The 19,262-nt window shown below is 74.8% G+C and carries 17 protein-coding genes; 10 read left to right on the forward strand and 7 right to left on the reverse strand.

Features of this window, described 5'->3' with window-relative positions; all coding sequences use genetic code 11:
- Window positions 1-13: 13 nt before the first annotated feature.
- Window positions 14-1,051 (reverse strand): lyase, encoded by a 1,038-nt coding sequence (locus ACGFXC_RS08175; protein WP_393710673.1) that lies wholly within the window; start codon window positions 1,049-1,051, stop codon window positions 14-16.
- Window positions 1,052-1,466: 415 nt separating this feature from the next.
- On the opposite strand from ACGFXC_RS08175, the gene dhaK reads away from it, so the two are divergent.
- The 3 genes from dhaK (at window position 1,467) to ACGFXC_RS08190 (ending at window position 3,546) form a co-directional block, all read left to right on the forward strand.
- Window positions 1,467-2,471: a dihydroxyacetone kinase subunit DhaK gene (dhaK, locus tag ACGFXC_RS08180; RefSeq protein ID WP_393710674.1), complete on the forward strand. Its 1,005-nt coding sequence runs from the start codon at window positions 1,467-1,469 to the stop codon at window positions 2,469-2,471.
- Between the two features lie 62 nt (window positions 2,472-2,533).
- Window positions 2,534-3,142, forward strand: coding sequence for a dihydroxyacetone kinase subunit DhaL (gene dhaL, locus ACGFXC_RS08185; RefSeq protein ID WP_393710676.1), 609 nt, complete (start codon window positions 2,534-2,536; stop codon window positions 3,140-3,142).
- Window positions 3,139-3,546, forward strand: a complete 408-nt coding sequence (locus tag ACGFXC_RS08190) for a PTS-dependent dihydroxyacetone kinase phosphotransferase subunit DhaM (protein ID WP_393710678.1) — start codon at window positions 3,139-3,141, stop codon at window positions 3,544-3,546. Before dhaL ends, ACGFXC_RS08190 begins: the two co-directional genes overlap by 4 nt.
- A gap of 79 nt (window positions 3,547-3,625) precedes the next feature.
- Here the strand turns inward: ACGFXC_RS08190 and ACGFXC_RS08195 are convergent, their stop codons facing one another.
- On the reverse strand, window positions 3,626-4,012 hold the full coding sequence (locus ACGFXC_RS08195; RefSeq protein WP_393710680.1) for an RNA-binding S4 domain-containing protein: 387 nt from the start codon (window positions 4,010-4,012) through the stop codon (window positions 3,626-3,628).
- Window positions 4,013-4,158: 146 nt separating this feature from the next.
- On the opposite strand from ACGFXC_RS08195, the gene ACGFXC_RS08200 reads away from it, so the two are divergent.
- From ACGFXC_RS08200 to ACGFXC_RS08215, 4 genes are all read left to right on the forward strand, one after another.
- Window positions 4,159-4,554: a molybdopterin-binding protein gene (locus ACGFXC_RS08200; protein ID WP_393710681.1), complete on the forward strand. Its 396-nt coding sequence runs from the start codon at window positions 4,159-4,161 to the stop codon at window positions 4,552-4,554.
- 140 nt (window positions 4,555-4,694) lie between these two features.
- Window positions 4,695-5,516 carry a molybdate ABC transporter substrate-binding protein gene (gene modA / locus ACGFXC_RS08205; protein ID WP_393710683.1) on the forward strand — a complete coding sequence of 274 codons (822 nt, stop codon included), beginning with the start codon at window positions 4,695-4,697 and terminating at the stop codon, window positions 5,514-5,516.
- Between the two features lie 158 nt (window positions 5,517-5,674).
- On the forward strand, window positions 5,675-7,627 hold the full coding sequence (locus tag ACGFXC_RS08210) for an ABC transporter permease (RefSeq protein WP_393710684.1): 1,953 nt from the start codon (window positions 5,675-5,677) through the stop codon (window positions 7,625-7,627).
- A gap of 136 nt (window positions 7,628-7,763) precedes the next feature.
- The gene (locus tag ACGFXC_RS08215) at window positions 7,764-8,546 is read left to right on the forward strand and encodes a DUF4328 domain-containing protein (RefSeq protein ID WP_393710686.1); all 783 of its coding nucleotides are present in this window, start codon (window positions 7,764-7,766) and stop codon (window positions 8,544-8,546) included.
- Window positions 8,547-8,602: 56 nt separating this feature from the next.
- Here the strand turns inward: ACGFXC_RS08215 and ACGFXC_RS08220 are convergent, their stop codons facing one another.
- Entirely contained in the window at window positions 8,603-10,681 is a 2,079-nt protein-coding gene (locus ACGFXC_RS08220; RefSeq protein ID WP_393710688.1) for a SpoIIE family protein phosphatase, read from the reverse strand.
- A gap of 65 nt (window positions 10,682-10,746) precedes the next feature.
- The gene (locus ACGFXC_RS08225; RefSeq protein ID WP_393710690.1) at window positions 10,747-12,150 is read right to left on the reverse strand and encodes a DUF6777 domain-containing protein; all 1,404 of its coding nucleotides are present in this window, start codon (window positions 12,148-12,150) and stop codon (window positions 10,747-10,749) included.
- A 142-nt stretch (window positions 12,151-12,292) separates the two neighbouring features.
- On the opposite strand from ACGFXC_RS08225, the gene ACGFXC_RS08230 reads away from it, so the two are divergent.
- The gene (locus ACGFXC_RS08230) at window positions 12,293-13,537 is read left to right on the forward strand and encodes a streptophobe family protein (RefSeq protein ID WP_393710692.1); all 1,245 of its coding nucleotides are present in this window, start codon (window positions 12,293-12,295) and stop codon (window positions 13,535-13,537) included.
- Window positions 13,538-13,568: 31 nt separating this feature from the next.
- Here ACGFXC_RS08230 and ACGFXC_RS08235 read toward each other — a convergent pair whose 3' ends face one another.
- Genes ACGFXC_RS08235 through ACGFXC_RS08245 form a run of 3 tightly spaced genes read right to left on the reverse strand, consistent with a single transcriptional unit; the run spans window position 13,569 to window position 17,488 of the window.
- Window positions 13,569-14,474 (reverse strand): serine/threonine-protein kinase, encoded by a 906-nt coding sequence (locus tag ACGFXC_RS08235; RefSeq protein ID WP_393710694.1) that lies wholly within the window; start codon window positions 14,472-14,474, stop codon window positions 13,569-13,571.
- Window positions 14,474-15,079: a hypothetical protein gene (locus tag ACGFXC_RS08240; protein ID WP_393710695.1), complete on the reverse strand. Its 606-nt coding sequence runs from the start codon at window positions 15,077-15,079 to the stop codon at window positions 14,474-14,476. The genes ACGFXC_RS08235 and ACGFXC_RS08240 overlap by 1 nt, the downstream gene beginning before the upstream one ends.
- A 9-nt stretch (window positions 15,080-15,088) precedes the next feature.
- On the reverse strand, window positions 15,089-17,488 hold the full coding sequence (locus ACGFXC_RS08245) for an FHA domain-containing protein (RefSeq protein ID WP_393710697.1): 2,400 nt from the start codon (window positions 17,486-17,488) through the stop codon (window positions 15,089-15,091).
- A gap of 161 nt (window positions 17,489-17,649) precedes the next feature.
- On the opposite strand from ACGFXC_RS08245, the gene ACGFXC_RS08250 reads away from it, so the two are divergent.
- A complete protein-coding gene (locus ACGFXC_RS08250) occupies window positions 17,650-18,681 on the forward strand; it encodes a cation diffusion facilitator family transporter (protein WP_393710699.1) in 1,032 nt (343 codons plus the stop codon).
- Window positions 18,682-18,710: 29 nt separating this feature from the next.
- A complete protein-coding gene (locus ACGFXC_RS08255) occupies window positions 18,711-19,214 on the forward strand; it encodes an NUDIX domain-containing protein (protein ID WP_393710701.1) in 504 nt (167 codons plus the stop codon).
- Window positions 19,215-19,262 lie beyond the last annotated feature (48 nt).

Consider the following 19,262-nt stretch of genomic DNA (forward strand, 5'->3'; position numbering starts at 1 on the left):
GACCGACTCCCTGTCATGCCACCGAAACCAGGCCGGGGCGCGTGTACGCAGACTCCAGCCCGGCAGCGAACCGTTCGTCGCTGTACCGCGTGCATTCGTAACGCTGCCACAGATCCGCGCCGATGATCCAGTCCTCGTAGCTGCGCACGCACCGGGCAACGGCCGCGCGTACCTGCGGATCGGTCTCGCCGCGGGCCTCCAGGGTCTCCTCCAACAGGCGTTCGCCGGCCAGGTACTCCTCGATCCGGGCCTGGATGCGGCCCTCGACCTCGCGGACCGCCTCGGGGAGGGAGCAGCCCTCCCAGGAGGAGATGAGGGAGACGAGGTTGTTGTTGTCGCCGCAGGAGTACTCCTTGGGCAGCGAGAACACGTCGTTGCCCCAGGAGATGACGTCGACCGCACTCGCGATCAGCGCCCGGTACTCGGGCAGGTCGTGGATGCGTTGGGGCACGTCGAGGCCGAGGCCGGCCTCCACCATGTCCATCATCGGCAGCATCTGGGAGCTGTGCCGGCGCATCAGCACGTAGTCCTGGACCGTCGGGCGGCCGCCCGCCCCGCGGTTGCCCGCCTCCTGGTCCAGCGAGCGCAGCATGAGCGGGACATGGGCCCGGTAGCGGGCCGCGGGGCCCTCGGGCATGCCGTCCAGGATGCGGTCGCACAGGTCGATGAACCCGCTCACCAGCGGGTTGCGGCGGGCCGGGGCGCCGTCGGCCGTCCCCGTCTCCAGGTAGGTGGTGATCGTGTCCACCACCGGCCGCCAGGCGTCGAGTTCACCCGTCCTGATGAGGTGGTCGTGCTGGTCGTCGAGGACGAACGACCACGCCATCCACTCGGCGAGCAGGACGACCGTCTCGAACGGCACCTCCCCGCTCACGCGTCCCGCGAGATGACCGAAGCCGATGCCCGCGAATTGTTCGACCGCGTCGGTGACGAGTTCGTGGCGCACCACCCAGGTGGTGGCTTCCGCGTTGGCCCGCGCGGCCTGCGGATGCTTGGAGTTCCCGAACGGAAGGTGAAAATCGGGAACGGTGAAAGAGTCGAGCCGGGTCATTGATCCCCCCATGAAAGAGTCCGATTCGCCAATACCCGCTCACCTAAACGACCGCGACCGTCGCGATCGTGTGAAGAGACCTCTCTGCTGCGGCATTGTCGTGGCAGCGAGATGTGACTGCCGAAATGAAACCGGTCAAGGAGCGACCAGATCCCGCCGACGCACGACCACATCAGGCCACCGTTGAACTAATTAACTCGCAGCCCGCAGCGTACTGTCAATGTAGGACGAGAGGAGAAGATGAATTAATCCGGAAAATACCGAAAGTGTATTCGCTCCGAATATGCGACCGGCATACCCGGCGTCACTCGGGTCCCGCGGCCTACACTTCGAGTGGGTACGGCGTCCGGTATAGGTGGGAACGTGACCGGGAGCCGGTCGTGTCGGGCCCCCTCGATCTCACCGGGAGACAACCATGAGGATGCTGATCAACACCGCGGACACGGTCGTCGCCGACGCGCTGCGCGGGATGGCGGCCGCGCACCCCGATCTCGACGTGGACGTCGAGCACCGGGTCGTCGCACGGCGCGACGCGCGCGGCGGCGGGCGGGTCGGGCTGGTGTCCGGCGGCGGCTCCGGTCACGAACCCCTGCACGGCGGGTTCGTGGGGTACGGGATGCTGTCGGCCGCGTGCCCCGGCGAGGTCTTCACCTCGCCCGTGCCGGACCAGATGCTGCGGGCGGCGGGCGCCGTCGAGTCGGGGCAGGGCGTGCTGTTCGTCGTCAAGAACTACACCGGGGACGTCCTCAACTTCCAGATGGCCGCGGAACTGGCCGAGGAGGACGGCGTGCGCGTCGAACGGGTCCTCGTCAACGACGACGTGGCCGTCACCGACAGCCTCTACACCGCCGGCCGGCGCGGCACCGGGGCCACCCTGTTCGTCGAGAAGATCGCCGGAGCGGCCGCCGAGGAGGGTGCCCCGCTGGACCGCGTCGCGGCCATCGCCCGGCAGGTCAACGAGTCCTCGCGCAGCTTCGGCGTCGCCCTCAGCGCCGTCACCACCCCGGCCAAGGGCAGCCCGACCTTCGATCTGCCCGACGGGGAGCTGGAGTTGGGGATCGGCATCCACGGCGAGCCCGGCCGGGAGCGGCGGGCCATGATGACCTCGCGGGAGATCGCGGAGGTGGCGGTGGGCGCCGTACTGGACGACCTCGCGCAGTCCGGGCCGCCGGACGGCCCGGTCCTGGCACTCGTCAACGGCATGGGCGCGACCCCGCTGCTGGAGCTGTACGGGTTCCACGCGGAGGTGGCCCGGGTGCTGGAGGCGCGCGGCGTGCCGGTGGCGCGGGCCCTCGTCGGCAACTACGTGACCTCCCTGGACATGGCGGGCTGCTCGGTGACCCTGTGCCGTGCCGACGACGAACTGCTGCGGCTGTGGGACGCGCCGGTGCAGACCCCCGCGCTGCGCTGGGGCCGCTGAGGCCGACGGTGCGTAGGGTGGCGGGTGGGACCGTCCGAGCGGGTGCGAGACGAGGAGATCCGGTGCGTGACGCAGAGTTCTTCCGGCGCTGGTTGGAGGCCGCCACGGCGGCCGTGGAACGGGAAGCCGACCGGCTGACGGAGCTCGACTCCCCCATCGGGGACGCCGACCACGGCAACAACCTGCTGCGCGGCTTCCTTGCCGTCCGCGCGGCCCTGGACGCGGCCGACGCCCCGACTCCGCCGGGCGGCCTGCTCCAACTGGCCGGGCGGACGCTGATCTCCACCGTCGGCGGCGCCTCCGGGCCGCTGTACGGGACCCTGCTGCGCCGCACGGGCAAGGAGCTCGGGGACGCCGCCGAGGTCTCCGACGAGGCGCTGCGCGAGGCGCTGGACGCGGGCGTGGGCGCGGTCGCCCGGCTGGGCGGGGCGGCGCCGGGCGACAAGACCATGCTGGACGCGTTGGTACCGGGTGTCGCGGCGCTCGGCACCTCCTACGCCGCGGCCGGGGACGCGGCCGAGAACGGCGCGCGGGCGACCACCCCGATGCTCGCGCGCAAGGGCCGCGCCAGTTACCTCGGGGAGCGCAGCATCGGGCACCAGGACCCGGGGGCCACCTCGTCGGCGCTGCTGTTGCGCGCCCTCGCCGACACCGCGGACGGCGGCGCGTGAACGCCGTGGGCGTGGTCGGGATCGTCCTGGTGTCGCACAGCGCCCAGGTCGCGGAGTCGGTGGCCGGGCTGGCCCGCGGGCTGGCGGCCGGCGGGGCCGTGGCTCCGGTGGCCGCGGCGGGCGGCGGCCCGGACGGCGGTCTGGGGACGAACGCGGAACTGGTCCTCGCGGCCGCCGCGTCGGTGGACCGGGGCGCCGGGGTCGTGCTCCTCGCGGACCTGGGCAGCTCCGTGCTGACCGTCAAGGCGCTGCTGGCGGACGAGGAACTCCCCTCGGGCTCCCGTCTCGCGGACGCCCCCTTCCTGGAGGGCGCGGTGGCGGCGGTGGTGGCCGCGTCGACCGGCGCCCCGGCCGACGCGGTGGCGGCGGCCGCCACGGAAGCCTACGGCTACCGCAAGACCTGACCCGCGCCCGGGCTCGGAACCTCGGCCCGGGCGGTGACGCCCCGCACGCGGGGTACCGGGCCGGGGCCGGGCCCGGCCGCTACGGGCGGCCGCGCAGGGTTTCGATGTCGCGGCGTTCGCGCTTGGTCGGGCGGCCCGCGCCGCGGTCGCGGATGCCGACCACCGCGGCCTCCACCCGGGTGGGCGGCGGCGGGCTGTTGTCGACGAAACACTCCGCGGCGACCGGGGGCCCGACCCGCTTGGCCACCGGCCGCCGCACCACGACGATCCGTTCGCGGCCCGCGTGGAAGAGCCGCACCTCGTCCCCGGCCCGGACCGGCTGCGCCGGCTTCGCGCGCTCCCCGTTGACCTTCACGTGGCCCGCCCGGCAGGCGGTGGCCGCGACCGACCGGGTCTTCGTCAGACGGACCGCCCAGATCCAGGCGTCCACCCGGGCGCTTCCCGTCTCCATCACTGCATCAGCCATGCCCAGACCCTACCGATCCGCGGCCGGGGCCCGCCCCGTCGAAACGGAATGGCCTTTGGCGGATAACACAACAAGCATGGCATCTGCAATGGAGATCATCCCAAACGAATTGCAAATGCGGGATACGTGCCCCTACCTTGTCGCTCATGCAGTCCTACACCATCGGACAGGCGGCACGTCTGCTGGGCGTCAGCCCGGACACGGCCCGCCGTTGGGCCGACGCCGGCCGGGTCGTGACCCATCGCGACGAGGGCGGTCGACGCCTGATCAACGGCCGTGACCTGGCTGCCTTCTCCGTCGAGGTGGGCCAGGGCGCCCACACCGAGGACGAAGAACCGTACACCTCGGCCCGCAACGCCTTCCCGGGCATCGTCACGGCCGTCAAGCTCGGCGACGTGGCCGCCCAGGTCGAGATCCAGGCCGGTCCCCACCGCCTGGTCTCGCTGCTGACGCGCGAAGCCGTCGAGGAACTCGGCCTGGAGGTCGGCATGCAGGCCACCGCCCGCGTGAAGTCGACCAGCGTGCACATAGACCGCACCTGATCCAGTCCGCCGCCCCGCACCGCGCGCGCCTTCCGTCCCTTCCGCTCGTTCCCACCCGCTCCGCCCGTCACCGGCGCGGGTCACCACCACGCGGTTCCGGCACCCGGCCGGACCGCCGACCCGACCGAGGAGCCCGACCCATGACCGCGATACTCAACCGCCGTACCGCCGCCGCCGTGCTGACCGCGGCCCTGCTCGTCCCCCTGTCCGCCTGTGGCAACGACAGCGGCGGCGAGAAGAAGGACGACGCCGCGGCCTCGGCGTCCGCGTCCGCCCCGGCCTCGCCCGAGGCCAAGGGCGCGAACCTGACCGTCCTCGCCGCGTCCTCCCTCACCGACGTCTTCAAGGCCGCCGGCGAGGCGTACCAGAAGTCCCACCCGGGCACGAAGGTCACCTTCTCCTTCGCCGGTTCGCAGGAGCTCGCCGCGCAGGTCAAGCAGGGGGCCCCGGCCGACGCGCTGGTCACCGCCGACACCAAGACCATGGACGGCCTCAAGGCCGAGACGAACGACGCCACCGTCATCGCGAAGAACCGTCTGGTCATCGCGGCCGGCAAGGGCAACCCGTTCAAGATCGACGAGCTGAAGGACCTGGCCGACACCAAGCTGAAGGTCGTCCTCGCCGCGCCCGAGGTCCCCGTCGGCCGCTACAGCAAGCAGATCCTCGACGCCCAGAAGCTCGAGGTGAAGCCGGTCTCCCAGGAGCCGAACGTCCGCGCCGTCCTGTCCAAGGTCGAGCTGGGTGAGGCCGACGCCGGTCTCGTCTACAAGACGGACTCCGCCAAGTCCGGCGACAAGGTCGTCAACGTCGAGATCCCGGACGACCAGAACGCCGTGGCCTCCTACCCGGCCGCCACGCTGAAGTCCTCCAAGAACGCCGAGGCCGCCGCCGCGTTCGTGACGTGGCTGAGCAGCCCCGAGGCGCAGAAGATCCTTCAGGACGCCGGTTTCCAGAAGGCGTAACCGCCCCGACGGTCAAGGGGGCTGCCCGGTCCGGGGGGACGGGCAGCCCCTTCGTCGCGTCCGGCGGGCGCGCGCCACGGCCCGCCCGCCCTCCCCCGGCCCCGTGCCCGCGCGCCGCCGCGACCGCCGCCGCGGCGCCCCGATCAGGAACCGGCCCCATGAGCAGACCCCGCACCCGCACCCGTCCGCCCCTGACGCTCGCGCTCCCCGCGCTGCTCGCCGTCGCGTTCCTGCTGATGCCGCTGATCGGAATCCTCACCCGTACCGCATGGGGAGACCTGGGCGGCCACCTCACCAGCCCGGAGGTGGTCGAAGCCCTCAAGCTGTCGCTGCTGGTGTCCCTCTGGGCGCTCGGACTCTCCCTGCTGCTCGGCGTGCCGCTCGCCTGGCTGCTGGCCCGGGTCGAGTTCAGGGGCAAGGCCCTGGTGCGCTCCCTGGTGCTGCTGCCGATGGTGCTGCCGCCGACCGTCGGCGGCGTGGCCCTGCTGCTGGGCTTCGGCCGGCGCGGGCTCCTCGGCCCCTGGCTGGAGAACACCTTCGGCATCACCCTCCCCTTCCACACCTCCGGCGCCGTCGTGGCGGCCACGTTCGTGGCGATGCCCTTCCTGGTGATCAGCCTGGAGGGCGCGCTCGGCGGCCTCAAGCAGAGCTACGAGGAGACCGCGGCCTCCCTCGGCGCCTCGCCGGTCCGGGTGTTCTTCACGGTGACCCTGCCCATGGTGGCCCCCGGCCTGATCGCCGGGGCGGCCCTCACCTGGGCCCGCGCGCTGGGCGAGTTCGGCGCGACCATCACCTTCGCGGGCAACCTGCCCGGCACCACCCAGACCCTGCCCCTCCAGGTGTACCTGCTCCTCCAGGACAAGCCGGAGGCCGCCACCTCGGTCTCGCTGCTGCTGCTCGCCATCGCCATGGGCGTGCTCGTCGCCCTGCGCGGCCGCTGGACCGGCACCCCCCTCGCCGGCCAGGACGTCGGCGCCGCCCGGCCGGCCGACGCACAGGAGGCTCCGCCGCTGCCCGCGGTGGCGGACGACGAGGACCACGCGGAGAAGGCGGCCCGACCGGCGGACGCGGCCGGCCGCTGGCCCCTGCACGCGGAGGTGACCGGCTTCAACGAGCTCACCCTCGACGCCGGGCCCGGCACCACCATCGCCGTCGTCGGCGAGAACGGGGCGGGCAAGACCACCCTGCTGCGGGCCCTGCTCGGCCTGACCCCCCGCGCCCACGCACAGCTGCGCCTCGGCGACACCGACGTCACGAAGCTGCCCCCGCACCGCCGCCAGGTGGCGTGGGTACCGCAGGACGGCGCGCTGTTCCCGCACCTGACGGCGCTGGCCAACACCGCGTACGGACTGCGCGCCCGCGGCGTCGGACGCGCCGAGGCCCGCCGTGAGGCGGGGGCCTGGCTGGAGCGGCTCGGTGTCGGTCACCTCGCCCACCGCAAGCCCGCCCAGCTGTCCGGCGGACAGGCACAGCGAGTGGCCCTCGCCCGGGCACTGGCCGCCCGGCCCCGCCTCCTGCTCCTCGACGAACCCCTCGCCGCCCTCGACCAGACCACCCGCGCCCACGTCCGCCACACCCTGCGCCGCCACCTCGCCGGCTTCGGCGGCGTCTGCCTCATCGTCACCCACGACCCCGTCGAAGCCGTCTCCCTCGCCGACCGCGTCCTCGTACTCGCCGACGGCCGCACCCTCCAGGACGCCCCACCCGCCGAAGTCACCCGCCACCCCCGCTCCCCCTGGGTCGCCCGCATGCTCGGCCGCAACGCCTGGCCCTGCACTGCCACCCGCAACGGCCTCGCCCTCACAACCGGCGGCCGGCTGGTGGTCGCGGAGGCCCCGCCCGAGGGCGCCCGGGCACTGGCGATCATCCCCCCGGAGGCGGTGTCGCTGTACCGGGAGCGCCCGGGCGGCAGTCCGCGCAACGTCTGGCCCGGCACCGTACGGGAGATCACCTCGGTCGGCAGCCGGCTGCGCGTGCTCGTCGGCTCGGCGGAGGTCCCCGACCTGGTCGCGGAGATCACCCCGGAGTCGGCCGCGGAACTGGGCGTGGTCGACGGAGCCCGTCTCTGGACGAGCGTGAAGGCCACCGAGGTCACCCTCGTGACCCTCTAACACGCTTCCCGCCTGCGGGAACACGGCCGGAACCCTTTGGACGCGGGACCCGCGACGGCATAGGTTCGGTGCTGCCGGGCCGCCCGACCGCGGAGGCCCGTTCCCGTTCCGTCCGTCCCGTGGGGGGTCCTCCGTCATGTCCTTCAGCGCACCCGGCTCACCGCCTCCGTCTCCTGCGTCCGCTCCGCCGGCGTACGGGGCTCCGTACCAGGCCGGGCCCGCGCCCTACGGGTACCCCTCGCCGCCGCCCGCCGCCGAGGTGCTGCGCTCCCCCCGGGGCCTCGCGGTCGCGGTGGCGGTCCTGCTGGGCGTGGCGGCGCTGACCGCCGTGCTGGGGAGCGCGGCCGACCTGTACACGTGGTCCCTGATGCAGGACGTGCGGGCCGACCCCCTCGGCGTCGCGCAGAGCACCCTGGAGGGCGCCGACGTCCTCACCTCGCTCGCCGGCCGGCTCCAGGGCCTGGCGCTGCTCGCCACGGGGATCGTGTTCGTCATCTGGTTCCACCGGGTGCGGGTCAACGGCCAGATCTTCAACCCCGGCGCCTTCACCCGGTCGAGCGGCTGGGCCATCGGTGCCTGGTTCATCCCCGTCGGCAACTTCTTCCTGCCGTACGGGATCGCCTCCCAGACCTGGGCGGCGAGCGTACAGCTGGGCCCCGACGGCTCCTTCCGGCGGTTCTCGACGGCCCCGCTGACCGCCTGGTGGGTCCTGTGGGTCCTCTCGCGGGTCCTCGACGCGATCGCCACCGTGCTCGGCCGCCGGGCACAGAACCCCGAGGCCCTCGCCACCGTGTCCGCCCTCGACGCGTTCACCGGACTGACCACGCTCGCGGCGGCCGTCACGGGCATCGTCTTCGTCCTGAAGCTGACGGCCCTGCAGAGCGTCAAGGCGGCTCAGGGCCCCTACGCAGCCGTGTGACGCGCCGGGGCCGGGCCGTCATCCGGGTCGTCTGGGCGGGCCGTCCTCCGGGTCGTCTAGGCACGGGCGGGCGGGCCCACCCGCTCCGGGACGGCGAACTCGCACCACACCGACTTCCCGCCGCCCCGGGGCTCCACGCCCCAGTCGTCCGCGAGCCGGTCCACCAGCAACAGGCCGCGGCCGGACACCGCCCAGTCGTCCGCCTCGCGGCGCCGCGGCAGGGCGCTGCTCAGGTCCTCGACCTGGATCCTGATGCGGCCCTGTGCGGTCAGCCGCAGGCTCAGCGTGCCGCCGCCGTCGGTGTGCACGAGCGCGTTGGTCATCAGCTCGTCCGCCGCGAGCTCGATCTCGTCGGCCCGTTCGCGGGCGCCCCAGGCCGCCACGGCGGCCCGGATCAGGTGCCGGGCCATGGCCGGTCCGTCGGGGTCGCCCGGTGTGAGGCGCTGGGACAGCGGGCCGCCGCCGCGCGGGGCGGGGGTGCCGCGGCGCCGGAGCAGGAGCAGGGCCATGTCGTCCCCGCCACCGGCGTCGCCGACCAGGTCGCACAGCACGTCGGCGAGTTCCTCGACGTCGGCGGGCCCTTCCCGGGCGGCCGCGAGGAACTCCCGCATGCCGCTCTCCGCGTCCGCGCCGTGCCGCTCGATCAGCCCGTCCGTACAGAGCAGCAGGGTGTCGCCGGGGTGCAGTTCCAGGCTGGTGACGGGATAGCCGGAGCCGGTTCCGGGCTGGTCGCGCGGCGGCAGCCCGAGCGGGAGGCCGCCCGCCACCTGGAGCCGGTGGCAGCTGCCGTCGCCGCGCCGCACGACGGGGTCGAGGTGGCCCGCCCGGACCAGGTGCAGCGCGCCGGTCGTCAGGTCCACTTCGGCGTACGTGCAGGTGGCGAAGCGTTCGGTGGCCAGCTCGCGCAGGAAGGCGGAGGCCCGGGCCATCGCCGTACCCGGGGTGTGGCCCTCCAGCACGTACGCACGCAGGACGATCCGCAGCTGGCCCATGACGGCGGCCGCGTCGGTGTCGTGCCCTTCGACGTCCCCGATCATCACCCCGACCCGGCCCTCGCCGAGGGGGATCACGTCGTACCAGTCGCCGCCGATGTCCCGGCCCATCCGGGCCGCCCGGTACCGTACGGCGATCCGCGCGCCCGGCACGTCCGGGATGCGGCGCGGCAGCATGGCCCGCTGGAGGCCCTCGGCGAGGTCGTGCTCCTGCTCGAAGAGGATCGCCCGCTGGAGGCTCTGCCCGATGCCGCTGCCCAGGGCGACCAGGACGTTGCGCTCCTCGTCGGTGAAGTCGCCCTCGCGGGCGTAGAGCAGGCCGAGGGCGCCCACGGCCCGGCCCTGGGCGATCAGCGGCAGGTACACCCCGCTGCGCACGGCGAGCGGCTCGATGTAGGGCCACAGCTCCGGGTAGCGCCGGCGGAACCGCTCGCGCGAGGCGATGAACACGGGCCGCAGGTTCCGTACGGCTTCGCTCATCGGGAACCGCGCGTCGATCCGGGTGTACTCGATCTCCGGCACGTACGAGCCCAGCCGCCCTTCGGCGACCAGGTGGATGCGGGCGCCGTCGACGATGCCGAGCATGACGCTGACGGCGCCGAGGTGGCCGAGGGCCTCGGGGTCCTTGAGGACGTCGGTCACGTCGTTGACGGTGCGGGCGTGGGCGAGGATCGCGGTGGTCCGCTCGACGACCCCGGTCATCCGGCGGCGCCCTTCGTCCCGCTCCCCGTCGGCGCCCGGTTCGCCGGGGTCCTCGGCGGCGTCGCGGATGATCCCGATGACGCGGTACGGGCGCCCGTCCGGTCCGCGCACGATGCTCCCCTGGACGTGGGTCCAGGCGGCGGCGCCGTCGCGGCGGACGCTGCGGAAGTAGGCGCCGTAGTGGCTGCGCCCGTCCTTCAGGGCCCGCTCGACGCGCCGTTCCAGCCGGGGCCGCTCGCCCGGCAGGACCCGGGCCAGCAGCCCTTCCCAGGTGCCGTCGAACTCCTCCGGGCGCAGGTCGAGCACGTCGAGCGCGGTGGCGTCCAGGTGCATCCGCTCGCCGTCGACGTCCCAGTCGAACGTGCCCATGCGGTTGAGCGCGAGGCTCATATCGGGCCGCGCGGGCCAGTCGACCTCGGGGGTGGGTCCCCGCTGGTCCATGCAGACAAGGGTCTCACTGTTACCCCGTCCCCGGCGCGCCGTGGCGGCGGCCGGGACCGGATCGCCTACCGGGACGGGGACCCGGGCGGGGAGGGCGGCTCGGGGCCGGTGGGCGGGCCGGTGGACGGACCGGTGGACGGACCGGTGGATCCGTCCGCCGACGGGCCGGTGGGCGGGCCGCTCGACGGGCCGGCCGGGGTCGCGGGCCCCTTCGGGGTGCCCGTGTCGGGCGGGCCCGTGTCGGGCGGGCCGGTCGACGTCTCCGGGGCGTCCGGGGTGTCCGGGGCGGTCGGGGTGTCCGGGGCGGTCTCGGAGGGGGGCCTCGCGGTCCCGGTGCCGTCCGGGGTGCCGGTGGTGGGGGGCGAGGTGGCGGTGGAGGGCGGCCGGGGCCGCGTGGGCGTACCGGTCGGCGGGGCCGGGGGCGGCGGGGTGAACGGGGCCGGGGGCGGCGCGACGGGCCGGTCCGGCTTCGGAGCGGCACCCGGATCGCGCTCGTACCAGCGGTGGTCGCGGGGGTCGTAGATCACGATCTTCCGCACGACCGTCACCGACGGTGCGATCACGACGACCTGTGACGGCCGGTACGCGGGCCAGGGCCGCCCGCTGCGCTTCGGGTCCGCGGGCAGGGCGACCGGGGCGCCCAGCGGGTTCCCGCAGGCGCAGCGCACCCTCGGCACCCCCCGGTCGTCCACCAGTACGGCCGTGCCGGCCTGGAGCACCGCCTGGTACGGGGTGGCCCTGCCGTCCCGGAAGCCGTGGTTGGTGACCCGGGTGTCGGTCCTCAGCCGGACGGGGGTCAGGGCGCGCAGGCGGCCGGGCACGGACGCCGGGGCGATGCCGAGGGCCGCGGCGAACGCGGCGTTCTTGGCGGGCTCGGCGGACAGCGCGCGGACCTGCCGCTCCACGTCACAGCTGGCGACGTCCTTGGTGCCGCCGTAGAGACCCGGTGCGGAACCGCTGACGCTGCGCGTGGCGGTCGGGCCGGTCCCCGTCGGGGTGGGGGCGGGGCTCCGGCCCGGCGGGGGCGGGACGTCGTGCTGGGCGGCGGTGGACTGCGTGAACGGGTCGCGGCCCGGCTCGGCGGCCGGCTGGAGGAACACCTCGGCCGCCGCCTTCTGGGTGGATCCCCCGCCGCCGGGCCGGGTCAGCACCACGACCAGCGCGGCCACCGCGGCGAGCGCGACGACCGCCGCCGCGAGCCGGGGCCCGGACCGCCACCACGGCCCGGCCCCCTCCGGCGGCGGCCCGCCGGTGCCGCCCGGACCGCCGGTGCCGCCGGGCGGCCCGGCCGGCGGGACGGGGCCCGGCGGGCCCGCGGGGCCCCGTCCGCCGCCCGAGAGCGGCCCGGCGGGCGGCCCGCTGGGGCCGCCGGAGCCGCCGGACGCGGAGGCGGGCCCGCCCGGGGGCGGCCCCGACCGGGCCGGCCGAGGTGGCTGCGGCGGCGGTTCGCCGGAGGGCTGGGTGGTCACGGGTTCTCCTCCCCGAGCGGCGGAACCCCGCGGTTCGACGCGCCGACCGACTGTCCGGAATCAACTGGTTCGCACGCTCCTGCGCATCATTGTGTACTTCCGTCCGGTGGCTGCCGCAAGCCGGAGGTGTCACGGTGAGCGGGTGATCCGTACCTCTCCGCACGCCTGGCGCGACGCCCTCGCGGCCGCCGTGGCGGGCTTCGCGGCGATGACCGCGGTGGCCGCGGCCGGTCTGGCCTGTGCCGGGGCGGGTGACCTGCCGGAGGGTGCGTTCCCCCGGGTGGTCGCCGCGGCCGTGGTGCTGGCGGCCGGCGGAACCGTCGAGGTGTCGGGCGGAGCCGGACTGCTGGGCGGGGCGGAGGCGGACCTGTCGGTGATGCCGCTGTCGGTCACCCTCGCCGGGGCGCTCACCGTCGGCTGCCTGTTCCTGCGCCCGTTGCGCGGCCGGGCGGTGGCGGGGCCCCGGGAACTGCTGCTGCGGGCCGCCCGGCTGGCCCTGCTCTGGCTGGCGCTGCTCACCCTCTTCGCACTCCTGGCCCGGCAGACCTTCGCCGTGTCCCCGTTCGGTGACCTCGGCGACCTCGGCGACCTCGGTGACCTCGGTGACCTCGTGGACGCCTCGCCCACCGTGGGCTTCCGGGCCGCCCTGCCCGCCACCCTCCTCCTCGGGCTCTTCTGGATCCTGGGCCTGTTGCTGATCACCCTGCTGGTCTCGCGCCGCGCCCCGCTGCCCGCCGGCCTGGTGCGCTTCCACACCGCGGTGCGCCCGGCCGCCCACGCCACCGCCGTACTGCTGCTCGCCTGCGTCGGCCTCGGGCTGGTCGCCGGCCTGGTGACGGCCGCCACCCAGGGCCACGCCGCCCGCACCCTGGCGGTCCTCCTGCTCGGCCTGCCCAACCTCGCCTGGCCCGCGCTCACCCTCGGCTTCGGCGGCGCCTGGCACGGCACGGCCCAGGGGCCGTTCGGCCTCCCGGTGCCGCAGTTGCTGGACCGCGTCCTGCGCGGCCCCGACCCGTCCACGGTGGACGTGGCCTCGCTCGCCCGGCAGGACCCCCGGGCGTGGTGGCTGGTCGCGGTGGCCGTCGTGATGCTGCTCGGTACGGGCGTCCTGGCGGCCCTGCGCTCCCCCGCCCGCGTACGGGCCCGGCAGCACGCGCTCCGCCTCGGGGCCGCCCTGGCCCTCGCGACCCTGACGGTCTGCCTGCTGGCCGGGGTCCGGGCCCGCTTCGGCCTGTCCGTCCTCGGCATCGGCGACGCGTCCGCCCTCGGCGGCACGGTGGAACTCACCGCGTACCTCTGGCGCACCACCGCGCTGGCCCTCCTGGCCGGCGCCGCCGCCGGCTGCCTGGGCGCCCTGGCCACCCGCCACCGCACCCCCGGCCGGTGACGGGCGGCCGCGGGCCGGCGGGCGGGGGCGGTCACGGCCGTTCGCGGAACACCGGGAGGGCCCAGGGCGGGGGCGGGGGGAAGGTGGGGGGAACGGTGGTGCGGCGCAGGGCCGTGGTGAAGGAGAGGCAGGTGGGCCAGCGGTCGTCCGGGGTCTTCGCGAGGGCCTTGGCCAGGACCTCGTCCACCGCGGGCGGCAGCTCCGGGCGGTGCGAGCTCGGCGGGGGCGGCGGGTCGTACTGGTGGGCCCAGAGCAGGGCCAGGTCGTCGTCGCGCCGGAAGGGCGGGCTCCCGGTGAGCATCTCGTACACCACGCAGCCCAGGCCGTACACGTCGCAGCGGCCGTCCACCGGCTTTCCGGAGATCTGCTCGGGCGCGACGTAGTCCAGGGTCCCGACGAACTGGCCGACCGTCGTGAAGCCGGTCAGGGAGAGGGACTTCTTCGTCAGCCCGAAGTCCGTCAGGTACACGTGCTCGGGGTGTTCGCCGTCGGTGCCCTCCGCGACCAGGACGTTGCCGGGTTTGACGTCCCGGTGGACCAGGCCGTGCGCGTGGGCGGCGTCGAGCGCCGAGGCGACCTGGCCCGCGATGCGCGCCGCCGTCGCCACGGGCAGCGGCCCCGTGCCGTCGAGCAGGGCGCGCAGGTCCAGGCCGGGGACGTAGCGCATGGCGATGTACAGCAGCCCGTCGGCCTCGCCGGCCTCGTAGACCGGCACGATGTGCGGGTGGTCGATGGCGGCCGCCGCCTTCGACTCGTGCGCGAAGCGCTGCCGGAAGGTGTCGTTGCGGGCCAGCTCCGGCGCCAGCACCTTCAGCGCGACGGTGCGCTCCAGGCGCAGGTCGCGCGCCCGGTAGACGACGGCCATGCCGCCGCGCCCGATCTCGGCCTGCGGGAGGTACCCCGCCACCGGCCGGCCGAGCAGGTCGCCGGCGCCCATCAGCGCCCGCCCGGGCCGGGCGGGTCCACCACGCGCGTCGGCGGATGCGGTTCTTCCCGTACGTCGGCCCGTGGCGCGGCGTCGCCCCCGCCCGGCGGCGGCTCCGGCGCGGGCGGGGCTCCCGGTCCCGCGTCGACGGCGTAGGCGCTCAGACGGCCCCCCTCACCGAACATCCACCGTCCCGCCGCGGCGTCGTAGACCCACACCGACTCCCCGTCCAGCACGACCCCGGCCCGCAGGCCCCCGACGGCGGCGCGGAACCCCTCGGCGGGGCCGCCCGCGGCCCGCCGGTAGCGGGCGAGGGCGTCCGCGGTGGCGGCGAGCAGGGGCTCGGGGTCCTCGGCGCCACCGACGGGGCGGCCCGCGGTGGGCGGGGGTTGCGGCACGGCCACCAGGAGCCGTCCGTCGACCCACGCGGACCATCCGTTGGAGCAGAGGACCTCCCCCCAGTCCCCCTGCCGGGACAGCAGGCGCACGGGCAGGAAGGCGTCCAGGGACGCGGCCGGCCGGTCCGCGCCGGGAGCCTCCCAGGCGGGCAGGCCGTCCCGCGGGACCACGTGCGTGGGGCGGAACGCGGCGTCGGGGCCGCCGTCGGGGGTGGTCATCGCCCGGGCCTACTTCCGCATGACGGCGGGCTCGTGGCGCCGCAGCAGCCGGACGACCAGCACCCCGAACAGCACGGACAGGGCCACGAGCATGCCCACGTTGAGCAGCCAGACCCCGCCGGAGTGGGCGAAGAGCGGGTCGTCGGTGAGGGGGCCGGGCACGATCCGGCGGAGGCCGACCGTGCCGGCCATCGCGCCGAGGGCCCACCGGGAGGGAACCAGCCAGGCCAGTTGTTCGATCACCGGTACTCCGGCGAGCCGGAGCAGCGCGCCGCAGAAGACGACCTGCACGATGGCGAGGAGGACCAGCAGCGGCATGGTGACCTCCTCCTTGGTGACCAGGGCGGAGACGAGCAGGCCGAGCATCATCGCGGTGAAGGACAGCAGGGCCACGGCGAGGGTGATCTCGGCGAGCGGTGGCAGGAACACCCCGGTGGCGCCCGGCGGGCCGAGCCGGACGCCGAACAGGCCGACGAGGGTCAGGACGACGGCCTGGGCCACGGTGACCGCGCCCAGTACCACCACCTTGGACATCAGGTACGCGGACCGCGACAGTCCGACGGCCCGTTCCCGGCGGTAGATCGCCCGCTCCTTGACCAGCTCGCGCACCGCGTTGGCGGCGCCCGTCAGGACGCCGCCCACGCACAGGATGAGCAGGGCGTTGACGGCCGTCTCCCGGGTGAGGGCGCGGCCGGCCAGGGCGCGGGCCATGGCGCCCATCACGAAGGGCAGCGCGACCATGATGGCGAGGAAGGTGCGGTCGGCGCCGAGGGCGGCGGCGTAGCGGCGCACGAGGGTGGACAGCTGGGAGCCCCAGCTCTGCGCCTTGGGCGGCGCGGAAGGCGCGGGAGGTACGGGGGCGGTGCCCGCCAGGCCCGGGGCACCGCCGCCGGGCCGGGGCGTACGGGGTGCGGCTGCGGCGTAGGTCCGGTACTGCGGGGAGGCGGCGTAGGCGCCCGCCCAGTCGCGGTCCCGCTCGTTCTCGAAGGCTTCGAAGGCCTCGGGCCACTGGTCGAAGCCGAAGAAGCCGAGCGCGTCGGCGGGCGGCCCGTACCAGGCGACGCGGCCGCCGGGGGCGAGCACCAGCAGCCGGTCGCAGACGTCGAGGCTCAGGACGCTGTGGGTGACGACGATGACGGTGCGCCCGTCGTCGGCGAGCCCGCGCAGCATGTGCATCACGGAGCGGTCCATGCCGGGGTCCAGGCCGGAGGTGGGCTCGTCGAGGAAGAGCAGGGAGGGCTTCGTCAGCAGCTCCAGGGCGACGGAGACGCGCTTGCGCTGGCCGCCGGAGAGGGTGTGGACGGGCTGGTCGGCGCGCTGGCCGAGCCCGAGTTCGCCGATCACCTCTTCGACCCGGGCCTGCCGTTCGGTCTTGCCGGTGTCCTGCGGGAAGCGCAGTTCGGCGGCGTAGCCGAGGGCCCGGCGGACGGTGAGCTGGGAGTGCAGGATGTCGTCCTGGGGGACGAGGCCGATGCGGCTGCGGAGTTCGGCGTAGTCGCGGTAGAGGTCGCGCCCGTCGTAGAGGACGGTGCCGTGGTCGGCGGGGCGCAGCCCGGTCAGGGCGCCGAGCAGGGTGGACTTCCCGGCGCCGCTGGGGCCGACGACGGCGAGCAGGCAGGAGGCGCCGACGGGGAAGGAGACGTGGTCCAGGAGGGTCTTGCGGCCGTGGTCGACCGCGACGGTGAGGTCCTGGACGTCGAGGGAGACCTCTCCGGTGTCGACGTACTCCTGGAGCTGGTCGCCGACGAGGCAGAAGGCCGAGTGGCCGATGCCGACGATGTCGCCCTCCGCGACGCGGGCCCGGTCCACGCGGACGCCGTTGAGGAAGGTGCCGTTGTGGCTGGAGAGGTCGGTGATCTCGTAGCCGCCGTCGGGGAGGGCGCGCAGCTCGGCGTGCCGACGGGAGACCACGAGGTCTTCGACGACGAGGTCGCCGCCCGGGTCGCGGCCGATCCGCAGGGTGGTGCGGGCGGGGACCGGACGGACGCTGGTGGGCCGCCGGAAGGTCCCGGTGCGCTCGGGGTGCGCAACGGGGGCCGCCGCCCGGGCGGGAACGCGGGGCGCCGCTCGGGCGGTGGCCCTCCCGGTGGCGCGGGCGGACAGGACGACGCGGGGGCCGTCCAGGGCGCTGCCGAAGCGCAGCTCGCTGCCGGGGCCGACCGTCCAGGCGTGGACGCGGTGGCCGTCGGCCCAGGTTCCGTTGGTGCTGTCCTCGTCCTCGACGGTCCAGTGGTCCCCGTCGGGGCGCAGGATCGCGTGGTGCCAGGAGACGCGGGCGTCGTCGAGGCAGATCTCGCAGAGGGGGTCGCGGCCGACGTGGTAGGTCCGCCCCGGGCTCATGTCGGTCGAGCCCCTGGCGGTTTCGAGGACGAGTTCGGGCGCGGTGTCCGCACCGGGGCGCTGCACCATGGGCTGATTTTCCCACGACCGGCCCCGACCGGCACGGGCAGCGTATCCGCAGGTCAGGAGGGTCTTATAGGGAATGACAACGGTCCCCGTTGCAGCCTTTGCCGATCGCGCCGCGGTGCGCTTCACTTCACGCGTCGGAACCGAACAGACGGGGGAACGCCATGACCGGGCACGACCATCCGGACGCGCACGCGCACGAGGGCGGCAACGCGGGCCACGGGCACGCCGGGCACAGCCACGGCGTCGATCCGGACGCCGACCGCCGCTGGCTGGGCATCGCCCTCGCCCTGATCGGCGGCTTCATGGCCATCGAGGTGGTCATCGGCGTGATGGCCCAGTCGCTGGCCCTGATCTCCGACGCGGCGCACATGCTCACGGACGCGGTCTCCATCGTGCTCGCGCTGATCGCGATGCGGCTGGCGGCCCGGCCGGCGCGCGGCGGGTTCACGTACGGCCTCAAGCGGGCCGAGATCCTCTCCGCCCAGGCCAACGGACTGACCCTGCTGCTGCTGGCGGTCTGGCTGGCGTACGAGGCGGTGCGGCGGCTGATCGACCCGCCGCAGGTCGAGGGCGGGCTGGTGCTGGTGACGGCGCTGGCCGGGATCGTGGTCAACGTGGCGGCGGCCTGGTGCATCTCGCGGGCCAACCGGTCCTCCCTGGCCGTGGAGGGCGCCTACCAGCACATCCTGAACGACCTGTACGCCTTCATCGGGACGGCCGTCTCGGGTCTGATCGTGCTCACCACCGGCTTCGCGCGGGCCGACGCGATCGCCACGCTCGTGGTGGTGGTGCTGATGGTCAAGGCGGGCTACGGGCTGGTGCGCGAGTCCGGCCGGATCTTCCTGGAGGCCGCACCGGCGCACATGGACCCGGACGCGGTCGGCGACCGCCTGGTGGGGCACCCGCCGGTCACGGAGGTGCACGACCTGCACATCTGGACGATCACCTCGGGGCAGGCGGCCCTGTCCGCGCACGTGCTCGTGGAGGCGGACGGCGACTGCCACGCGGTGCGCCGGGATCTGGAGCGGCTGCTGGAGAAGGAGTACGGGATCACTCACACCACGCTCCAGGTGGACCACCAGCAGGAGCCGCTGCTGTCGGTCGGCCGGGCGGGCGAGGAGCCGGGCGGTGAGGACCCGCACTGCGCGGACGCGCACGGTCCGGTGCACCGGGAGGGCCCGCATCCGCACTGAGCGGCTCCCGGCGGGGCATACATGAACCCATGACGCAGCCGAAGAGGCACAAGCGCAGCGCCGGCCTGCTGCTGTTCCGCCGCCGTCCGGCCGCCGCGGACGGCGGGAGCGGCGCGGGCGTGGAAGTGCTGCTCGGGCACATGGGCGGTCCCCTCTGGGCGGGCCGGGACGCGGGCGGCTGGGCGATCCCCAAGGGCGAGTACGGGCCCGAGGAGACACCGCGGGACGCGGCCCGGCGGGAGTTCGCGGAGGAGCTGGGGCTGCCACCGCCGGAGGGCGATTACCTGCCGCTCGGCGAGGTGCGGCTGAGCAGCGGGAAGCTGGTCACCGTCTGGGCGGTGGAGGCGGACCTCGACCCGGCGCTGATGGTGCCCGGGACCTTCACGATGGAGTGGCCCCCACACTCGGGGCGGGAGCAGGAGTTCCCGGAACTGGACCGGGCGGCCTGGTTCGCTCCGGCGATGGCCCGCAACAAGTTGATTACCGGTCAAATCCCGTTCCTGGAGCGCCTGTTGGGGCTACTGGAGGGTTGACCCGACCTTTACTTGCCAGCAAACCCCACCTGCGTGGACATTGCACAT

The organism is Streptomyces sp. NPDC048507, assembly GCF_043199995.1.
Lineage (GTDB): Bacteria > Actinomycetota > Actinomycetes > Streptomycetales > Streptomycetaceae > Streptomyces.

What these genes read in the sequence shown, in the direction of transcription:
- ACGFXC_RS08215 (WP_393710686.1), top strand. Translation starts at nt 7,764, where the DNA reads ATGTCCTTCAGCGCACCCGGCTCACCGCCTCCGTCTCCTGCGTCCGCT.
- ACGFXC_RS08200 (WP_393710681.1), top strand. Translation starts at nt 4,159, where the DNA reads ATGCAGTCCTACACCATCGGACAGGCGGCACGTCTGCTGGGCGTCAGC.
- modA (WP_393710683.1), top strand. Translation starts at nt 4,695, where the DNA reads ATGACCGCGATACTCAACCGCCGTACCGCCGCCGCCGTGCTGACCGCG.
- ACGFXC_RS08250 (WP_393710699.1), top strand. Translation starts at nt 17,650, where the DNA reads ATGACCGGGCACGACCATCCGGACGCGCACGCGCACGAGGGCGGCAAC.
- ACGFXC_RS08245 (WP_393710697.1), bottom strand. Translation starts at nt 17,488, where the DNA reads ATGGTGCAGCGCCCCGGTGCGGACACCGCGCCCGAACTCGTCCTCGAA.
- ACGFXC_RS08210 (WP_393710684.1), top strand. Translation starts at nt 5,675, where the DNA reads ATGAGCAGACCCCGCACCCGCACCCGTCCGCCCCTGACGCTCGCGCTC.
- ACGFXC_RS08235 (WP_393710694.1), bottom strand. Translation starts at nt 14,474, where the DNA reads ATGGGCGCCGGCGACCTGCTCGGCCGGCCGGTGGCGGGGTACCTCCCG.
- dhaK (WP_393710674.1), top strand. Translation starts at nt 1,467, where the DNA reads ATGAGGATGCTGATCAACACCGCGGACACGGTCGTCGCCGACGCGCTG.
- ACGFXC_RS08195 (WP_393710680.1), bottom strand. Translation starts at nt 4,012, where the DNA reads ATGGCTGATGCAGTGATGGAGACGGGAAGCGCCCGGGTGGACGCCTGG.
- ACGFXC_RS08240 (WP_393710695.1), bottom strand. Translation starts at nt 15,079, where the DNA reads ATGACCACCCCCGACGGCGGCCCCGACGCCGCGTTCCGCCCCACGCAC.
- ACGFXC_RS08255 (WP_393710701.1), top strand. Translation starts at nt 18,711, where the DNA reads ATGACGCAGCCGAAGAGGCACAAGCGCAGCGCCGGCCTGCTGCTGTTC.
- ACGFXC_RS08220 (WP_393710688.1), bottom strand. Translation starts at nt 10,681, where the DNA reads ATGGACCAGCGGGGACCCACCCCCGAGGTCGACTGGCCCGCGCGGCCC.
- ACGFXC_RS08175 (WP_393710673.1), bottom strand. Translation starts at nt 1,051, where the DNA reads ATGACCCGGCTCGACTCTTTCACCGTTCCCGATTTTCACCTTCCGTTC.